At 46.1% G+C, this 15,984-nt stretch carries 16 protein-coding genes; 5 read left to right on the forward strand and 11 right to left on the reverse strand.

The window, feature by feature from the left end; all coding sequences use genetic code 11:
• Positions 1-110 precede the first annotated feature (110 nt).
• Entirely contained in the window at positions 111-2,060 is a 1,950-nt protein-coding gene (locus KNQ13_RS11905; RefSeq protein WP_026830935.1) for a heavy metal translocating P-type ATPase, read from the reverse strand.
• A gap of 186 nt (positions 2,061-2,246) precedes the next feature.
• Between KNQ13_RS11905 and KNQ13_RS11910 the strand changes: the two genes are divergently transcribed.
• Together KNQ13_RS11910 and KNQ13_RS11915 are read left to right on the forward strand one after the other, a co-directional pair.
• Positions 2,247-3,176 carry a DMT family transporter gene (locus KNQ13_RS11910; protein WP_014969632.1) on the forward strand — a complete coding sequence of 310 codons (930 nt, stop codon included), beginning with the start codon at positions 2,247-2,249 and terminating at the stop codon, positions 3,174-3,176.
• Positions 3,177-3,339: 163 nt separating this feature from the next.
• The gene (locus KNQ13_RS11915) at positions 3,340-3,627 is read left to right on the forward strand and encodes a hypothetical protein (RefSeq protein WP_014969633.1); all 288 of its coding nucleotides are present in this window, start codon (positions 3,340-3,342) and stop codon (positions 3,625-3,627) included.
• 90 nt (positions 3,628-3,717) lie between these two features.
• On the opposite strand, the gene KNQ13_RS11920 is transcribed toward KNQ13_RS11915, so the two are convergent.
• From KNQ13_RS11920 to yfkAB, 3 genes are all read right to left on the reverse strand, one after another.
• Positions 3,718-4,884, reverse strand: a complete 1,167-nt coding sequence (locus KNQ13_RS11920; RefSeq protein WP_014969634.1) for an MFS transporter — start codon at positions 4,882-4,884, stop codon at positions 3,718-3,720.
• Positions 4,885-4,935: 51 nt separating this feature from the next.
• Positions 4,936-5,118, reverse strand: a complete 183-nt coding sequence (locus KNQ13_RS11925; RefSeq protein WP_014969635.1) for a hypothetical protein — start codon at positions 5,116-5,118, stop codon at positions 4,936-4,938.
• 86 nt (positions 5,119-5,204) lie between these two features.
• Entirely contained in the window at positions 5,205-6,317 is a 1,113-nt protein-coding gene (gene yfkAB / locus KNQ13_RS11930; protein WP_026830936.1) for a radical SAM/CxCxxxxC motif protein YfkAB, read from the reverse strand.
• An 85-nt stretch (positions 6,318-6,402) separates the two neighbouring features.
• On the opposite strand from yfkAB, the gene KNQ13_RS11935 reads away from it, so the two are divergent.
• Both KNQ13_RS11935 and rlmD read left to right on the forward strand, forming a co-directional pair.
• Positions 6,403-6,612 (forward strand): SE1561 family protein, encoded by a 210-nt coding sequence (locus KNQ13_RS11935; protein ID WP_014969637.1) that lies wholly within the window; start codon positions 6,403-6,405, stop codon positions 6,610-6,612.
• 40 nt (positions 6,613-6,652) lie between these two features.
• Positions 6,653-8,038: a 23S rRNA (uracil(1939)-C(5))-methyltransferase RlmD gene (rlmD, locus tag KNQ13_RS11940; RefSeq protein ID WP_026830937.1), complete on the forward strand. Its 1,386-nt coding sequence runs from the start codon at positions 6,653-6,655 to the stop codon at positions 8,036-8,038.
• 44 nt (positions 8,039-8,082) lie between these two features.
• Here the strand turns inward: rlmD and KNQ13_RS11945 are convergent, their stop codons facing one another.
• From KNQ13_RS11945 to KNQ13_RS11975, 7 genes are all read right to left on the reverse strand, one after another.
• The gene (locus KNQ13_RS11945) at positions 8,083-8,964 is read right to left on the reverse strand and encodes an aldo/keto reductase (protein WP_026830938.1); all 882 of its coding nucleotides are present in this window, start codon (positions 8,962-8,964) and stop codon (positions 8,083-8,085) included.
• 52 nt (positions 8,965-9,016) lie between these two features.
• Entirely contained in the window at positions 9,017-9,649 is a 633-nt protein-coding gene (locus tag KNQ13_RS11950; RefSeq protein ID WP_236624400.1) for a TVP38/TMEM64 family protein, read from the reverse strand.
• Between the two features lie 7 nt (positions 9,650-9,656).
• Positions 9,657-11,051: a sensor histidine kinase gene (locus KNQ13_RS11955; RefSeq protein WP_051004044.1), complete on the reverse strand. Its 1,395-nt coding sequence runs from the start codon at positions 11,049-11,051 to the stop codon at positions 9,657-9,659.
• Positions 11,048-11,734 carry a response regulator transcription factor gene (locus tag KNQ13_RS11960; protein WP_014969641.1) on the reverse strand — a complete coding sequence of 229 codons (687 nt, stop codon included), beginning with the start codon at positions 11,732-11,734 and terminating at the stop codon, positions 11,048-11,050. Before KNQ13_RS11960 ends, KNQ13_RS11955 begins: the two co-directional genes overlap by 4 nt.
• Positions 11,735-11,868: 134 nt before the next feature.
• On the reverse strand, positions 11,869-12,426 hold the full coding sequence (locus tag KNQ13_RS11965) for a GNAT family N-acetyltransferase (protein WP_014969642.1): 558 nt from the start codon (positions 12,424-12,426) through the stop codon (positions 11,869-11,871).
• 259 nt (positions 12,427-12,685) lie between these two features.
• Positions 12,686-13,831, reverse strand: a complete 1,146-nt coding sequence (locus KNQ13_RS11970) for an amidohydrolase (protein WP_014969643.1) — start codon at positions 13,829-13,831, stop codon at positions 12,686-12,688.
• 15 nt (positions 13,832-13,846) lie between these two features.
• A complete protein-coding gene (locus tag KNQ13_RS11975) occupies positions 13,847-14,755 on the reverse strand; it encodes a TIGR01777 family oxidoreductase (protein WP_014969644.1) in 909 nt (302 codons plus the stop codon).
• A gap of 125 nt (positions 14,756-14,880) precedes the next feature.
• Between KNQ13_RS11975 and KNQ13_RS11980 the strand changes: the two genes are divergently transcribed.
• A complete protein-coding gene (locus KNQ13_RS11980) occupies positions 14,881-15,702 on the forward strand; it encodes a RecX family transcriptional regulator (protein ID WP_014969645.1) in 822 nt (273 codons plus the stop codon).
• Positions 15,703-15,984: the final 282 nt, after the last annotated feature.

The following is a 15,984-nucleotide window of genomic DNA, read 5'->3' on the forward strand; positions in this document are numbered from 1 at the left end:
TTAGGCTACCTGACACCTAAAAAATATGGTGTACTGGCAGCCTAATCAAGGTGTTTTATATGTGTCTCATATTGCTAGGTCAGTCTAGACACAGATGCTTTTTGTGATCATTAAGCTGCAGCTTGTTTTGAAAATGGAGTGGGGACATGGTGAACCGGCGTATCTTTTTGCAACAGACGTAGCCCGTTCAAAATAACAAGAATTGTTGATCCTTCATGACCGACTACCGCAAACGGCATGATCAGAAACTGTGAAAAATTAGAGATGATCAATAGTACGATGACACTGATTGCGAGCGTGATGTTCTGTTTGACGACACGGTTCATCTTGCGTGCTTTGTTGACGGCATAGGCGAGACGACCTAAATCGTTTTTCATCAGAACGACGTCTGCTGTTTCGAGCGCAGCGTCCGTTCCTTCACCCATCGCAATCCCTACGTGGGCGAGGGCAAGGGCAGGAGCATCATTGATTCCGTCACCGACCATCGCAACCGTTTTTCCTTCTGTCTGATACTGTTTGATGTAGCGCACTTTATCTTCCGGCAGACATTCTGCGACATAATCCGACAGACCGGCTTCCTTGGCGATCGCAGCAGCAGTCACTGGATTATCGCCCGTCAGCATGATTGTCGTGATACCAAGCGAGTTTAGTGATGTGATCGCTGCCTTAGCTTCAGGGCGAATGGTATCCCGTAATGCATAGAGGGCGATGATGGATTGACCATTGCTGACATAGACCATCGTGTTTCCTTGTTCTTTTAAGGATTGTTCCATCGATGCGAAAGGATCGGCCAATCCTTCATGGAATCCGTATTTACCAATCCGATATGTGGTGCCGGATACAGTGGCCTCGATCCCGAATCCCGTGACATCCTTGAATGCAGAAGGTTCGATAAGATCCGTTTTTAAATGGGTCACGATTGCTTGCGCTAACGGATGGTTCGACTGCGCTTCGATTGAAGCAACTGCTTGTTTTACAGCAAACGAATCAATCCCGTCAGCATAATGACTTTCTGTGACAACCGGCTTCCCGGTCGTCAGGGTACCGGTTTTATCGAAGACGATCGTATCGACTTGGCCAAGCGTTTCGATATGCGCACCACCTTTAAACAACACACCGTTGCGGGCGGAAGCGGCAATGGCAGATAAAGCAGCCGGTGTGATTGAAGCGACAAGAGCACAAGGCGAAGCGACGACGAGTAAAATCATTGCCCGGTAGATACTTGTTTCAAACGACCAACCGACAAGGTAATGAGGGACGATCATCATCAAAGCAACGACGAGTAACACGATTTTGACATACCGGCTTTCAAAGCGTTCGATGAATTGTGCGGAAGGTGACTGTTCGCTTTGTGCGTTTTGCACCATATGGATGATTTTCTGGAACAAGGATTCATCGGCGGCTTTTGTCATCTCGATCGTCAAGACACCGTTCATGTTGACCGTTGAATTGTAGACGGTATCACCGACTTGTTTTTCAACCGGAATCGATTCACCGGTAATCGATGCTTCTTCAATGGCCGCTTGACCGCGGATGATTGTCCCATCGACCGGAATCCGTTCGCCTGGTCTTACATACACGATATCTCCGACGGATAATCGTTCGAGGCTTACCACTTCCATTTTTCCTTCAGCATTCAGCCGTGTTGCTTCTTCTGGCTGGAGGGACATCAAACTTTGAAGCGCACGCTCATTTTTATTCATAGTGTACGTTTCGAGCGCACCGGACAGCGCGAAGATGAAAATCAAAATCGCACCTTCCATCCAGTAGCCGATTGCAGCTGCACCAATCGCAGCTAAAATCATCAACAACTCGACATTTAATGTTTTATCGTGATACGTTTCCGTCAATCCTTCTTTGGCTTTCGCGTAACCACCAATCAGATAGGCGGATAGGTAAAGTGTGACATAGGCGGTAGTCGGGACGTTCACTTTTTCGAATGCATAAGCAATTAAAATCAATATTCCACTAAAGAGTGCTAGAATCAATTCGTGATGCTCTTCCCAAGCATGACGGACCGCTGAACGTTGGTGGATATCGGTGGTAGTAGAGGTGGTCATATCAAAACTCCTTTCAAGTTCTAAATGAGAAATGAAATCATTATAGTAAAACATTGAGAATGTTGATTACCAACGTTTTTTCATCAATGATAATGAGTTTCATTGTCGCTAGATTATAATGATTATTATCTGTATGTTTACTATATCATGCTTAAGCCAAAAGGAACAGGAAAGGAATCAGCAAACATGAAAAAAATATTGACCAATCGTTTTGGAATGGTGGCTCTTGCTTTAGTGACCACCTTCCTATGGGGAAGTGCCTTCCCGTTCATCAAAAAAAGTTATACGTTACTTGCGATTACATCAAACGAATACGGAGAACAACTTTTATTTGCCAGTTACCGTTTTTTCCTTGCGGGTGTTTTATTGTTGATCCTTAGTGTTTTGGTATTCAAACAACCGATTACACTTAAAAATCGGACTCTTGCTTATAGCCGTTTAGGATTCTTTTTGACGTTTCTCCAGTATGTCTTCTTTTATATCGGTCTGTCCTTATCGACAGGTGTCCAAGGATCGATCATCGCGGGATCAACTTCATTCTTTCAGATGTTACTGGCGCATTTCCGTTATGAAGACGATCGATTGAACCGATTCAAAGGACTGGCACTTTCTTTAGGGTTCACGGGTGTAATCTTAGCGAACTGGCCGCAAGGCTCAGCGGGAGTATCATTTGGTGTCGGTGAGGTGTTACTGATCCTGGCAATGATTTCTGGAGCCTTCGGTAACTTAGTCGCGAAAGAATATTCAGCAAGCTATCCCGTCGCACCGATGACAGGATGGGCAATGGTCATTGGATCGATCGGCCTGTTCATCGTCGGAGCAGTTCTAAACGGAGAGTGGTTCCCATTCGCCTTCACGAGTACGACTGGATGGATGCTCTTATACCTTGCTTTTTTGTCCGCGACGGGCTTTACATTATGGAATTTATTGATGAAATACAACCCGGTCAGCCGTGTTTCGCTATTCATGTTTTTTGTGCCGATTTTTGGTGTGACATTGTCAGCACTTATTCTCGGAGAAGCGATTCCACCGCAAGCCTTCATCGGACTCGTGTTTGTCGTCACAGGAATTCTTGTTTCGACCTATCTGCCCATTTGGTTTCAAAAGCGGAGTTGACGAAGATTCTGAATCGTGCAAAAATAGTCTCAATTAAACCTTTTATGGGTAATCGTTCGTTGCTTAAGCCGACTTGTTCGGCTTTTTCTGTACGGTCATAAACCACCGATTCGGCCTTGTCTTAAAGGCTAGTGCAACTAAAAAATGAGAGGAGATGAGAGGAATGGAACGGAATGAGATCGTTCGAAAGATCATTGCGAATCGTCGTCCGCGGGATGAGTTTGCCCGGTTTGTCGTAACCTGTGTCAGTCAACAATTAAAAGAGACACATGGAGAGGTCGATGTGGAAATCGTGGAGGCGGAAAGAGGGTATGATTCAGTTTGGTCAATCAACGGTCGAGAGGTCGTCGTATTGCTAGAAACGGAAGAGTTGAAGCGGGCAAAAGAACAACCGTATGCGATCGATGATAAGCTCTGGCATAGTTTTCGGCAGGAAGGGATCGTTAAATAGAGGAAAGATTTCAAAACATGACGTGTAGTCGCCTAACAAAGACGGTCGTTCCCTTTTCGTGGAACGACCGTCTTTGTATATAGGGTGGCGTCAATGTGACTTCGGCTTAGATCGAAAAAGAAGATAAGCGAGTGTCGCAAGGACCAGGACAAACAAGCTGAAATAGAAGCTTGGGGGTAACACGACAAACAGACTACCGGAAATGGGGCCGAGTATCGATCCCAGGCTAAAGGAAATACCGGCAAGCAAGTTTCCGGTCGGTAGTAAATGATTCGGAAGCTGTTCTGTCATATAAGCGACACCAAGCGAATAGGTGGAGCCGAGCGCCATCCCGCTGATCGCGAAAATCGTAAACAAGGCGCCATAGCTTTGGAAGAAAAAGCAGGCCGTCAAAAAAGCGACGGCTCCGATACTGAGTACGGAAATCAACGTCCTCCGTTTTCCGAAATGATCTGCAAGGCGGCCGAGTGGTAGCTGCATCAAGAGGGAACTGACGACAAACGTTGTGATCAGCGTACTCGTTTGAGCGAGTTCATAACCATTTCGAGTGGCGAAGACGGGGAAGCTTGCGTTTAATGTAGCTTCTAAAAAACCATAAGTGAACCCTGGTAATAATGTAAACCAAGCCGTCGACAAGACGAGGCGATAGCGAGAAGCGGCAGACTGAAGTTCTTCCGGCATGATGTCAGACGGCTTTTCGTTTGGCAGTTGTCGCAAGGCAATCAAGACAAGGACAGTCAATATACCGGTCAAGACGAATGGGAGCCAACTGATCCAATCAACGAGTGGAGCAGCAAGGGGACCAAGGGCAAAACCAAGACCAAATGCCATGCCGTAAAGGGACATCGTCCGACCGAGTTTGTGATTCGGTGTGATCGATGTGACCCAGACTTGTGATCCGTAGTGGAGCGTCTGATCACCAAAACCAACGATGAATCGTAAGACCATCCAGGCCAGAACACTTGGCATGAGCGGAAAGGCAAAAACGGCAATCGCAACTAGAGCGAGTCCAAACGAGATGACAGGTACGTAGCCGTGGCGCCGTAACGGTTTTTCCATCAGTGGGGCGGCGACGATGATACCGATGTAAAGAACGGCAGCGCTTAGTCCGTTTATGTAAGCAGGAGTTCCTTGGCGTTCCAACAAAATAGATAATAAAGGAATGAGCAGTCCTTGGGTGAATCCTGAAATAAAGACGATCGAAAGAATCAAAGCAAAACGACGCGACAAAACAAACAACTGCCTTTCTTTTTTCATTAAGCATAACATGCCCCGGATATACGTTTGTATACCGGGGCATGTCCAGTCTTATGGTTCTTTTTGTTCAAAGCGTGTTGGACGAGGCATATGCAATAAATGTTCATCCCAATCCGTCTGATCGAACACTTCATCGTGTTCGATACTATGAGACACACGAATTCCAAACATCATAATCCCAAGCACCATACTGAACATCCCGATAATCGTGACAATCCCAACGAGCCATTCCATTTGAAAGCCTCCTTCAAACAAGGAAAGTGTGTCAACTTTGTGACAGACTTTTCCCGTTTTAAAAGACGCTTAAACCTTAAGTGACATTAAAGGCGACTTGTCTGTTTGAGGAAATCCACTTCCGGATAGTAGGCATTTTTGACAAGGGCATTTGGACCAAGGCACTGAACGGCAGGGCAGTGGCAGGACAAACTTTGATTAAGTTCTGTTTGTTGCCATTCTGCGTAAGCCTCGTTAAACGACGTCTCATGAATCGTTCCAAGCGATGCGAGTTCATCACCAAAATCCGTGACGATGATTTCTCCGTCAAAGATGTTGACGTTCAGGCGTGAGCGTCCATCAGGATCGTTTCGGACGGAGACGTTTGTTTCCCTTTGAAGACGACGATGGAGTGTTAAATCTTCCTCTTTCATCGAGCAGGCATAAAACGGCAGGGTACCAAACAGCATCCAGACATCTTGATCACGGGCATCAAGCAAACGGTGAATGCCGTCACGAATCTCATCGAGGCTGGCCGCTTCAATCATCGACGCAAAATCTGCAGGGTACATCGGGTGGACCTCATGCCGGACACAGCCCATATCGACGATTTCTCGATGGATGGCTTCTAAATGCGGTAACGTTCGTTTATTGATCATCGTTTCCGCTGAGACGAGGACACCACGCGCATTCAAGAGACGGGCATTTTCTTTCATCTGTTCAAACAATTTGGTACGTGCTTCCCGTGATGGTTTTCGTTCCATCATCGCAAACCCACCATCGATGAAGTCGTCTGCTGTGCCCCAGTTATGGGAGATATGTAAAACGTCAAGATAGGGGATGATCAACTCATACCGGGAAAGGGGAAGTGTTAAATTTGAGTTGATTTGGGTTTTAGCTCCACGTTCGTGGGCATACTTAAGTAAAGGGACGACATATTCCCGAACCGACTTCATCGATAACATCGGTTCACCGCCAGTAATCGAGAAGGCACGCAGGTGTTCAATCTCGTCTAGCCGTTGGATTAACAAGTCGACTGAAATGCTTGGTGTTTCGCTGCTCGATAACATATAGCCGACGGCGCAGTGTTCACAACGCATGTTGCAAAGGGTCGTCGTCGTGACTTCGATGTTCGTCAGCCGGGATTGTCCGTACTGTTCTAAATCACGATATGCTTCCCACGGATCGTTTTCAATCGTGATGGGGGATGTAAGTGACATCATTAAATTCCTCCTTTTAGTGCTCCACTACGTATCGTATGCTAAATGGACGATAGAATAAAGAAGAAGAAAGGAAGTCAGAATAATGGGAAAAGCAAGAACTGATAAACTTGGGCAGATGAATGTGCTAAAATCAAGAATGCAGCTTTTATGCCATACGATTGATTCATTGGATGAAACATCAGATATTGAGGATTTGGAACGGTTAGCCGTCTCCTTGGATCAGTTGAAAGCCAAGGTGCTTCGTTATGCAAAAGACATGAAGGAACATGAGGAATCTGAGAGCGGTTCATAACGACCGCTTTTTGATTTGGATCATGGAAAGGATGGATCAGATGACAACTAAAATTAAATTACAAGAGGGCGAAATACGTTCTGTGACCTGCTTACGGATGGGGATCAACGGGGAAGGCATCGCGACACTCGAACGACAAATCGTATTCATACCGGGTTTACTTGTTGGTGAAACGGCTCAAATCGAGATTACAGAAATCCATAACAACTTCGCGAACGCCAAAATCTTGAAACGAGATGTTCGTTCGCCGGATCGCGTGACACCATTATGTCCGATTTACAGCGAGTGTGGCGGATGTCAGCTTCAGCACATGAGTTACGAAGGACAACTTCGGTATAAGGAAGAAATGGTCCGGAACGCCTTTACGAAGTCAACGAAACTCAATGTTGAAAAAGCGGATATTCGTCCGACGATCGGCACGACGGAATGGGAATATCGGAACAAATCCCAGTTTGCGGTCGGAAAAGAAGGGACACAAATCGTCAGTGGCCTTTATTCTGCCAACTCGAACCGTTTGGTTGCGATCGAGGAATGTGTCGTCCAAAACAAAGAAACATTACGTGTCAACAACGCTGTAACCAAATTGTTGAATGACTACAACGTTCCGGTCTACAGTTCAGCGAAACAAGATGGCGTCATCCGCAATATCGTCGTCCGGACGGGGATCAAGACGGGTGAGATTCAAGTCGTCCTAGTCGCCTTCAAAGATGGCTTCAAGGATCTAGAAGGGTTATCACGTGACATCTATGACATTCCAGGTGTCATTTCGGTCGCTCTCAACATCAATGATAAATTGACGTCCCGTGTGTTCGGAGAACAAACGGAAGTCTTACGCGGCGTAGAACGGATCGAGGAACAGATGGGTGAATTCACATACCAACTTTCACCACGCGCCTTTTTCCAGTTGAATCCGGAGCAGGCAGAGCGGATGTATGGAGAAATCGTCAAAGCAGCTGCTTTGACCGGTGAAGAGCGTGTCGTTGATGCCTATGCGGGTGTTGGATCAATCGGACTTTGGATTGCTAAAGGTGCAAAAGAAGTCCGCGGGATGGAAATCGTCGAAGAGGCAGTCGAAGATGCGACGGCACACATGAAGCAGTATGGATTTAATCATGCGCAATACGTGGTCGGTAAAGCGGAAACGTGGATTCCACGCTGGGTCAAAGAAGGATGGGTTCCGGATGTCTTCATCGTCGACCCACCACGTGCCGGATGTGATACACAGTTATTAAATGCGATGATTTCTTCCAAAGCGAAAAAAATCATTTACGTCTCGTGTAATCCTCAATCATTGGCACGCGATTGTGACCACTTGATGAAAGCTGATTATAAAGTCAGCTATATCCAACCGTATGATATGTTCCCGCAGACGGCGCATGTCGAAGCGATCGTCGTCTTGGAAAAAAAGAAAAAGAAGAAATTTTAACGAAGATGCCCCATTCCTTTTACTGACGAGGAATGGGGCATTTTTCATGTTTGCTGAAGCCAGTTTTGATCTTGTTCTTGAAAACGTCGTTTCAGATCCGTGATACGTTTTGCCGGTAAAGGACCTTTTTCAAGTAAGCGAACGTTGTGCGTCAAGTGCTCCGGATTAGCGGTCCCGATGATGGCACTTGTGATGCCGGACTCGAAAATCGTAAACCGAAGGGCTGTTTCAAGCCAAGATGCTTCTTCTAGTGGGAAATCAAGCTGCTCTGCCCGTTCCCAGTAGGGTTCGACATATTGTCCGGCCGGACGTACGTCAAACCGCCAAGGTGCGTTAGCAAGCGGACGTTTGGCGATGATTCCTTTTTGTTGTCGGTGGATTTCTGGGACGGCATCGGCTAATACCCGTTGGTCATAAAGGTTGACCGACGTTTGGAAACTGTCGAAGCGTCCCGTCGTGATGGCGTAATCCAAATCATCCCGGTCACCAGAATAAGCAATCAGCCGGACTTTGCCCGCTTGTTTTGCCCGTTCAAGCGCCTCGATGACATCATCTTGAGCCAGTATCTCCTTGCTACAAGAGTGTAGATGAACGATGTCGATGTAGTCCGTCTGCATTGTTAAAAGTGCCTGATCGATACCTCCGGCTACTGCTTGGAATGTCCAATCGTCCGCGCCTGGGACATCATAACCAACTTTCGTCGACAAGACGACGTCGTGACGATGTTGTTTTAAGAAGTGACCGATTCGTTTTTCGGACAATCCATAGCCGCGAGCTGTATCAAACAAACGGATTCCCAAGTCTAGGGCTTGATGTAAGACGTAACTTGCTTCTTGATCTGATAAGGCTTCCGAACCGATATGACCGGCACCGAAACCAAGTGGTGAAACCTTTATATCCGTTTGGCCAAATGAACGTAGTTCCATTGTAGTTCCTCCTTTGTGTACCTCTTTACACTATACGAAGAAAACGGTTGCATCAATTCATATCAATTGGTCGTCTTTTTTTGACAAGAAGAAAAACGAGATAAAACATCAGGAAAACCCCTACGATTACCCAGGGGATGATTGAGTCATGCGTAATCAACTGGTTCACGGTAAATGCTTCGAGTACGAGGGCGGGTCCTTTACCGATCGTACTCGCCAGTAAGAAGACGACAGACGAAACACCACTGGTCGCACTTAAGAACGTGACGAGACCGGATGGGACAAATGGAAGAAGACGGAGGAAAAGGATTTGCCAAAACGCCCGCCATCCCGTCTGATGAGTGAGCCGGTTCGTCCATTTCAACATGCGTGGAGATTCAATCCTCGGTTGGATACGATAAAATCCACGGCGATAGACATAAAATGCAATCCAGGCACCCAGTGCCTCACCTAAGAACGACCACAATAAACCGTACCAAAAGCCGAAGTAGATGAGATTGGCTGCCGTGATGAAAGCACTTGGTAGAACACCAAACAAACTAATGAGTATACTGATCAACAGACTGATGGGTACAGCAAAAGCATCTGCTTGTTGGAACCAGTGTAAGAAAGTGGATTCGATAGTAAAACGTCCTTTCAATAAAATGAAAAGACCAAACCGATATCGTTCAATCGGTTTGGTCAACAGTCACTCAAGCAAAACCGTCCTCTTCGTCCGGCAACAACGGTAACGTAATCACGACCGCCGTCCCCTTACCAAGGGTGGAGTCAAATGAAATCGTCCCATCGTGCCGGTCGATGATATGTTTCGTGATGGCGAGTCCAAGACCGGTCCCGCCGTCTTTACGGGTCCGCGATTTATCGACCCGATAAAATCGTTTCGTCAAGCGTTCTAAATGTTCCGGTGGAATGCCTTCTCCTTCGTCACGAATCGAACAGATCGTGTGTTCACCTTCTGTGATGGTCGAAATGTAAATCTGCTTGGAGGCTGGGGTATACCGTAACGCGTTATCGAGAATATTTCCGATGACCTGTTCCAGTCGATCGTTATCCCCGAGGACAATTTGACTTGGATCAAAATCGGTCACGATCGAGACACCTTTGGCTTTAGCGATTGGTTCCATCCGATAAACGACATCCTCTAGCACTTGACTGAAAACAAGCGGTTGTTTCGTCATCGGATATGAATCCCGTTCCAGTTGGGCAAGATCCAGTAGATCGTTGACGAGTCGTTGCAGGCGTTCCGTTTCCCGCTCGATGATTTGATAATATTGTTCGCGCGTTTTTTCATCCAATGCTTGATCTTGCATCATTTCCGTGTATCCACGGATATAAGACAAGGGGGTTCGGAGTTCATGGCTGACATTGGCTAAAAATTCTTTCCGCTGTTCATCGACTTCACCAAGCGATTCTGCCATTTTATTAAGTGTTTCTGCCAGTTCGCCAATTTCATCATCGGACTGAATCGGAATTCGGTAATCAAAGTCACCTTGCGCATAAACCGTCGACGCGCGTTTCATGTCAATCAAGGGACGAATGATCGTATCGATGATTTGTCGACCGAAGATGACAAGATTGAGGACAATCAAACCGATCATAAAGAAAATCATCAGCCGAAGCGGTCGGAAAGGTTCACTGATTTGACCGAGCTCCAGGTAAAGGATCAATGTACCGACAAGACGGTTGTTTTCGATGATCGGAAACCCGGTCATTAAGATATCCGTGCCTTCAATCGGATGGCTGCGGCTCGAGACGACGGTCTCACCGTTTCGTAATTGCTCGATATCGGCATTCGTTAAAAACCTTAGACCGGCAGGGTTTTTCTTTAAAAAATCGATGAAAAAAACTTTCGATTCCGTCAATTCGTTTGTATAGGTCATCCCATCATAAAACGCACCAGATAAACCTTCCGATTCGTAAATATTGATTAGCTTCTCGCCCCGGTTCAGCAGAAGATCTTCCTGCGTTTGCAGGTAAAACCGGTCATAGAGATAAAATGTCAACAAAACGAATAGAACGGCCGAAAAAACACTGGTGAACCAAATCGTGATCCAAATTCGGCGGCGGATGGTATATCGTTTAATCATACTTCCTCGAATTTATATCCGATGCCCCAAACCGTCTGGATTGAACCACCGGCTTCCCCAAGCTTCAGGCGTAATGTTTTGATATGGGTATCCACCGTCCGAAGGTTACCGATATAATCCGCTCCCCAAATTTGATCAAGCAGTTGTTCGCGTGAAAACACCTTATCGTTGTTTTGGACAAACAAATGGAGTAAATCAAATTCCTTCCGTGTCAAACTGATTGGTTTCCCACTGACATGGACACTTCGGCTTTCCGTATCGAGTTCGAGTTTTCCAATCGTCAAGGTAGCCGACTGGTCCACCGTAAACCGGTGCGAGCGACGAAGCGTCGCTTCGATGCGTGCCAACAATTCTCGTGGACTGAATGGTTTCGTGATGTAATCATCAGCTCCGATTTTCAGACCGTGGATACGATCGAGCTCATCGGAACGAGCCGTCAGCATGATGATCGGGACATTGGAGAATTCTCGAATCCGCATGCAGGCTGTCAAGCCGTCCATTTCCGGCATCATGACATCGAGCAAAACAAGATGGAATGTATCACGCTGCATTTGATCAAGGGCCTCTTGACCGTTCGTGGCTGTCGTTGTCTGGTAATTTTCTTTTTGTAGGTTTGAGACGAGCAGGTCACGCATTTGGGCTTCGTCATCGACGACAAGTATTTTAAAGGATTGTTCCGGCATCAGTAATCGCTCCGTTTCATATAGGAAGACGTCACATCCTCTTCCAAAAGATGAATTTTCCTTATCATCATACCATTTGCAGCTTTCTTTACGCATCAAAAGAACAGCAAAAAAAGCACGAGAGGATTGTCCTCTCATGCTTCGAGTTGTTGTTCGTAGATTGTTTCGAATTCGCGTCCGTGAATATACATCTGAAAGCTGGATTTAGACACTTCATACAGCGTGAACTGGGTTTCCCCTGTGTTCAACTGTTCGAGTAGTGCCGGTCGTAACTCATCGGCACAAAAAGCATACGGCAATTTTTCCGCGGCCTTTTGTGAACGGACATTGCTCTTCCGGATTTTCATGAAGACACTTTCAAATTCAAGATCAAAAAATAGTTCCGCAAAAAATGCTTCTTTTGCGAGATTGTTGTAGCCTTTCCCATGATACGGTTTACCTAACCATGTACCGAGAAACCCATACTGTCCTTCGATATCAAGTAAACTGATTGTACCGATTGGTTGGTCAAATTCGTCTAGGATGGTACGTGAGACAAGTTCCCCACGTTCCTCCTCTTCGATTGCCTGCTTTGTAGTAAACAGAAATTCATCAAAGTACCGTGTTTTTTGGCGGACGTACGGATATACGTCTTGATGCTGCATCAGTTCGAACAAATCAGCGCAGTCGCTCAGCTCCCGTTGCTTGAGCATACTTCCATTCCTCCTTCTTAAGACCGCTAGAATGATTGTCGAAAGCTACCTGTCTGACTCGTTTGAACCGCGCATGGTATGCCTTCTTCAGTTGTCGGATAAGATAATATTACCTTCTTTTTTTAAAAAAGCAAGCAAATAATTTTTGTGAAAAAACAAACAAAAAGCTGACATTTTTTGCAAACAAAAAGTAGCCATTTTCATAACGAAAAAAGTCTTTGAATTTTAACGATTTTCCGTTAAAATCAAAGACTTTTTTTTAAGACATTGAAGTGAGATGTGTATGTTCAAAGATTACTTTCCCGTCAATCATCGTCATCAACGGCTTCGCAAGATAATCGAGCGGGAAATGACTCCACAAGACAAGGTCGGCATCTTTACCGACTTCGATTGAACCGACTCGATCGGCGACACCAATCGATCGGGCTGGATTGATCGTGATGGCACGAAGCGCGATGTCGACGGGTAATCCTTCACGAGCAGCAAGACCGGCACATAAATTCAAATACTGGACAGGTGTATAAGGGTGATCCGTCGTAATCGAGACTTCTAACCCATGTTCGTGCAGAACACGGTACGTTTCCCAGGTCTTATTTTTAAGTTCAATCTTAGATTTTCGTGTAAACGTCGGACCGACTGTCACGTGCTCGATCGGTAATCGTTGAAGTTCTTTTGCGACGAGGTGGCCTTCTGTACAATGTTCAATCCGGACATCGAGATTAAATTCTTCCGCAAAGCGGATGGCAGACAAAATATCGTCCGCACGGTGGGCATGGACACGGAGTGGCATCTCTTTGTTCAAGACCCGTTCGATCATCCGATGGGCGAATGTATCCGCTGTTCGTTGCATTTTTACTTCGAGGAAAGCTTCGCGCAACATTCCCATGATCCCCATTCGTGTCAGTTCCCCGGCACGTCCGGCACTATGGACACGTTTCGGATTTTCTCCAAGGGCGATTTTTAATCCAGCGTATTTCCGTAAAATCATATCGTCGATGAACCGTCCGTGTGTCTTGATGACACTTGTGACACCACCGATGATGTTCATGCTGCCCGGCATGACTTGAACCGTCGTAACGCCGTGTTCGATCGCTTCTTTGAAACCTTCGTCTAACGGATAGACGCCATCAATTGCCCGTAAATGAGGGGTCATCGCAAAAATCGTTTCATTGGCATCATTTCCGACCGTCCCGGTTCCTTCATCATAAAGTCCGAGATGAGTATGGGCATCGATGAACCCGGGGAGTAAAAAACGTCCTTCGGCTTCGATGACCCGCTCATCTTCTCGGGCATCCAATAGTTCATTGATTTCATTGATTTTACCGTCTTTGATTCGAATATCTCCATAAAAATTATCTGATGTAATCGGGAAGATATGTGCATTGCGTATTAAAACATCCAACATGTGTCAGCCCCTGTATTAGTTTGTATGCTCCAGATTTTGAAGTGCATCCTTTAGTTCAGCATACCGAAATTTGTAACCATTTTCGAGTGCTTTTTTCGGAATGACTCGAGCTCCTTCAAGAACGATGACACTTTTTTCGCCAAGGGCGAGTTCGAGTGCGAAGCGTGGAGCGGGTAACCAGTGAGGACGATGTAATACATTCCCGATTGTTTTTCCGAACCGTCGCATCGTCTCAGGGTGAGGTGCCGTGATGTTGAGGGGACCGTTCACGGAGTCAGTCGTCAAGGCGAACAGGAACAGTTCAACGAGATCATCGATATGAACCCAGGAGACCCATTGTTTTCCGTCGCCCATCGTTCCTCCGCCAAACAGTTTGTAAGGAAGACGCATCAATGGATAAGCACCACCGTCCGTACTCAGGACGACACCGATTCGTGGATGGACTAAGCGGATACCGAGCTCGGCAATCGGTTCGGCTAAGTTTTCCCAAGCAACACACACATGGCTCAGAAAATCGGCAGTTGGTGGAAGAGAGGTGTCTTCGGAAAAAGTCTGATGGCGGTCTTGTCCATAAATTCCGACGGCAGATGCCGATAAGACGACAGCTGGTTTTGAATCCAGGGCTTGAATGATCCGGACCAATTCTTTTGTCCCATCAATCCGGCTGTCAAGAATGACTCGTTTCCGTTCCTCCGTCCATCTTCCATCGTTGATTGAGGCACCGGCTAAATGGATGAAGGCATCCACATCGTTTAATTCCTGTTCGGGTGCCGCTTTATCCGTCAGCCATTCAACGTAGGAGACGGCGCCTTCTGCTGCCTTCGGTGAACGGGTTAAAATCACAATCTGATGTCCTTCGTTAAGTAATCGTTTCGTTAGTGCCTGTCCAATCATTCCGGTTCCGCCTGTAATCGCGATTTTCATAGCTTAAGTCATCCTCTCGTTCTATCTATATTAATCCTTGTACATATGTTCCCGTTTGTCCATTTCACTCAAACCTCATTCAACATGTTATCGTTGCAGAAGAAGACGAAAAAGGAGGAACAGACTTGAAAATCAAACGAATCTCAACCCAAAAGAAAAATACGGAACGTTTTAATATTTACATTGAACGCGAGGGCAAAGAAGAATATGCATTTGCCGTCGATGTCGATATTTTAATCAAATATAATCTACAGCGCGACAAAGAGCTAGAGGATGATTTCGTCAAGGAAGTACTCACGGCAGAAGAACAACAAAAAGCCTACCGGTTGTCGCTTAACCATCTGTCATACCGGATGCGGGCGACGAGTGAAGTCGAAACCTATTTGATGGAAAAGGAAACACCGGAGCATGCGATTAAACATGCGATCAAACGGTTGACCGATCAAAAGTATTTGAATGATCAACAATTTGCTCAAGCGTATACGGCGACGAAAAAAGCGACGACGCCGCAAGGTCCCGGACGGATTCGACGGGATTTAGAAGCTTTGAAAATTCCGAAGAAGGATATTGATGAAGCACTCGCACAGTTCACAGAAGAAGAAGAACTCGAAAAAGTGTTGAAGTTTTTACGGCAAAAACAAAAAGAACTGGCGAGAAGATCGGTTCGTGAGCTGAAACAGAAACTACAGCAAACACTGATGCAACGCGGTTTTTCAACGGAAGTCTCAAAACAGGGACTTCAACTTGTGTTCGAAGAGATCGAAGCGGAAACGGAAGAATCAGCTGCGTTGTACCAAGCGCGAAAATATTATCCGAAATACCGGAACTTGGAGCCGTTCGCCCGTGTGCAAAAAACGCAGCAGGCGCTCGTCCGGAAAGGGTTCCCGTATGCGCTCATCGCAGAAGCAATCGAGCAAGTGAAACAGGAAGAAGAAGAAGGAATATGACGAGAAATAGATTCACGCTAAAAAATGGACACAAAATTGACAATTGTTCGACAATTATGTTATTCTACGCTCAGATTAAGAAAAGGAGGAACCGTCACATGAAACAGCCACTTGTTATCTCATCTATCAAACAGCTAAATATGGCGGAGACTCTCGAACTCGTATAAACACTCATTCAGTGTGCGATTGACAGGGAATCCGTTCCCCGAGCACGCAGACCATATCGTCGATTCAAATCGTCTTTAGAAAGGCAGATTGATTCTCGGACTGCTCCGGAAATCA

The sequence above is a fragment of the Exiguobacterium sp. s128 genome, from assembly GCF_018618815.1.
Lineage (GTDB): Bacteria > Bacillota > Bacilli > Exiguobacteriales > Exiguobacteriaceae > Exiguobacterium_A > Exiguobacterium_A antarcticum.

What these genes read in the sequence shown, in the direction of transcription:
- KNQ13_RS11955 (WP_051004044.1), bottom strand. Translation starts at nt 11,051, where the DNA reads ATGATTAAACGATATACCATCCGCCGCCGAATTTGGATCACGATTTGG.
- KNQ13_RS11970 (WP_014969643.1), bottom strand. Translation starts at nt 13,831, where the DNA reads ATGTTGGATGTTTTAATACGCAATGCACATATCTTCCCGATTACATCA.
- KNQ13_RS11920 (WP_014969634.1), bottom strand. Translation starts at nt 4,884, where the DNA reads ATGAAAAAAGAAAGGCAGTTGTTTGTTTTGTCGCGTCGTTTTGCTTTG.
- yfkAB (WP_026830936.1), bottom strand. Translation starts at nt 6,317, where the DNA reads ATGTCACTTACATCCCCCATCACGATTGAAAACGATCCGTGGGAAGCA.
- KNQ13_RS11935 (WP_014969637.1), top strand. Translation starts at nt 6,403, where the DNA reads ATGGGAAAAGCAAGAACTGATAAACTTGGGCAGATGAATGTGCTAAAA.
- KNQ13_RS11960 (WP_014969641.1), bottom strand. Translation starts at nt 11,734, where the DNA reads ATGCCGGAACAATCCTTTAAAATACTTGTCGTCGATGACGAAGCCCAA.
- KNQ13_RS11925 (WP_014969635.1), bottom strand. Translation starts at nt 5,118, where the DNA reads ATGGAATGGCTCGTTGGGATTGTCACGATTATCGGGATGTTCAGTATG.
- KNQ13_RS11910 (WP_014969632.1), top strand. Translation starts at nt 2,247, where the DNA reads ATGAAAAAAATATTGACCAATCGTTTTGGAATGGTGGCTCTTGCTTTA.
- KNQ13_RS11975 (WP_014969644.1), bottom strand. Translation starts at nt 14,755, where the DNA reads ATGAAAATCGCGATTACAGGCGGAACCGGAATGATTGGACAGGCACTA.
- KNQ13_RS11945 (WP_026830938.1), bottom strand. Translation starts at nt 8,964, where the DNA reads ATGGAACTACGTTCATTTGGCCAAACGGATATAAAGGTTTCACCACTT.
- KNQ13_RS11915 (WP_014969633.1), top strand. Translation starts at nt 3,340, where the DNA reads ATGGAACGGAATGAGATCGTTCGAAAGATCATTGCGAATCGTCGTCCG.
- KNQ13_RS11905 (WP_026830935.1), bottom strand. Translation starts at nt 2,060, where the DNA reads ATGACCACCTCTACTACCACCGATATCCACCAACGTTCAGCGGTCCGT.
- rlmD (WP_026830937.1), top strand. Translation starts at nt 6,653, where the DNA reads ATGACAACTAAAATTAAATTACAAGAGGGCGAAATACGTTCTGTGACC.
- KNQ13_RS11965 (WP_014969642.1), bottom strand. Translation starts at nt 12,426, where the DNA reads ATGCTCAAGCAACGGGAGCTGAGCGACTGCGCTGATTTGTTCGAACTG.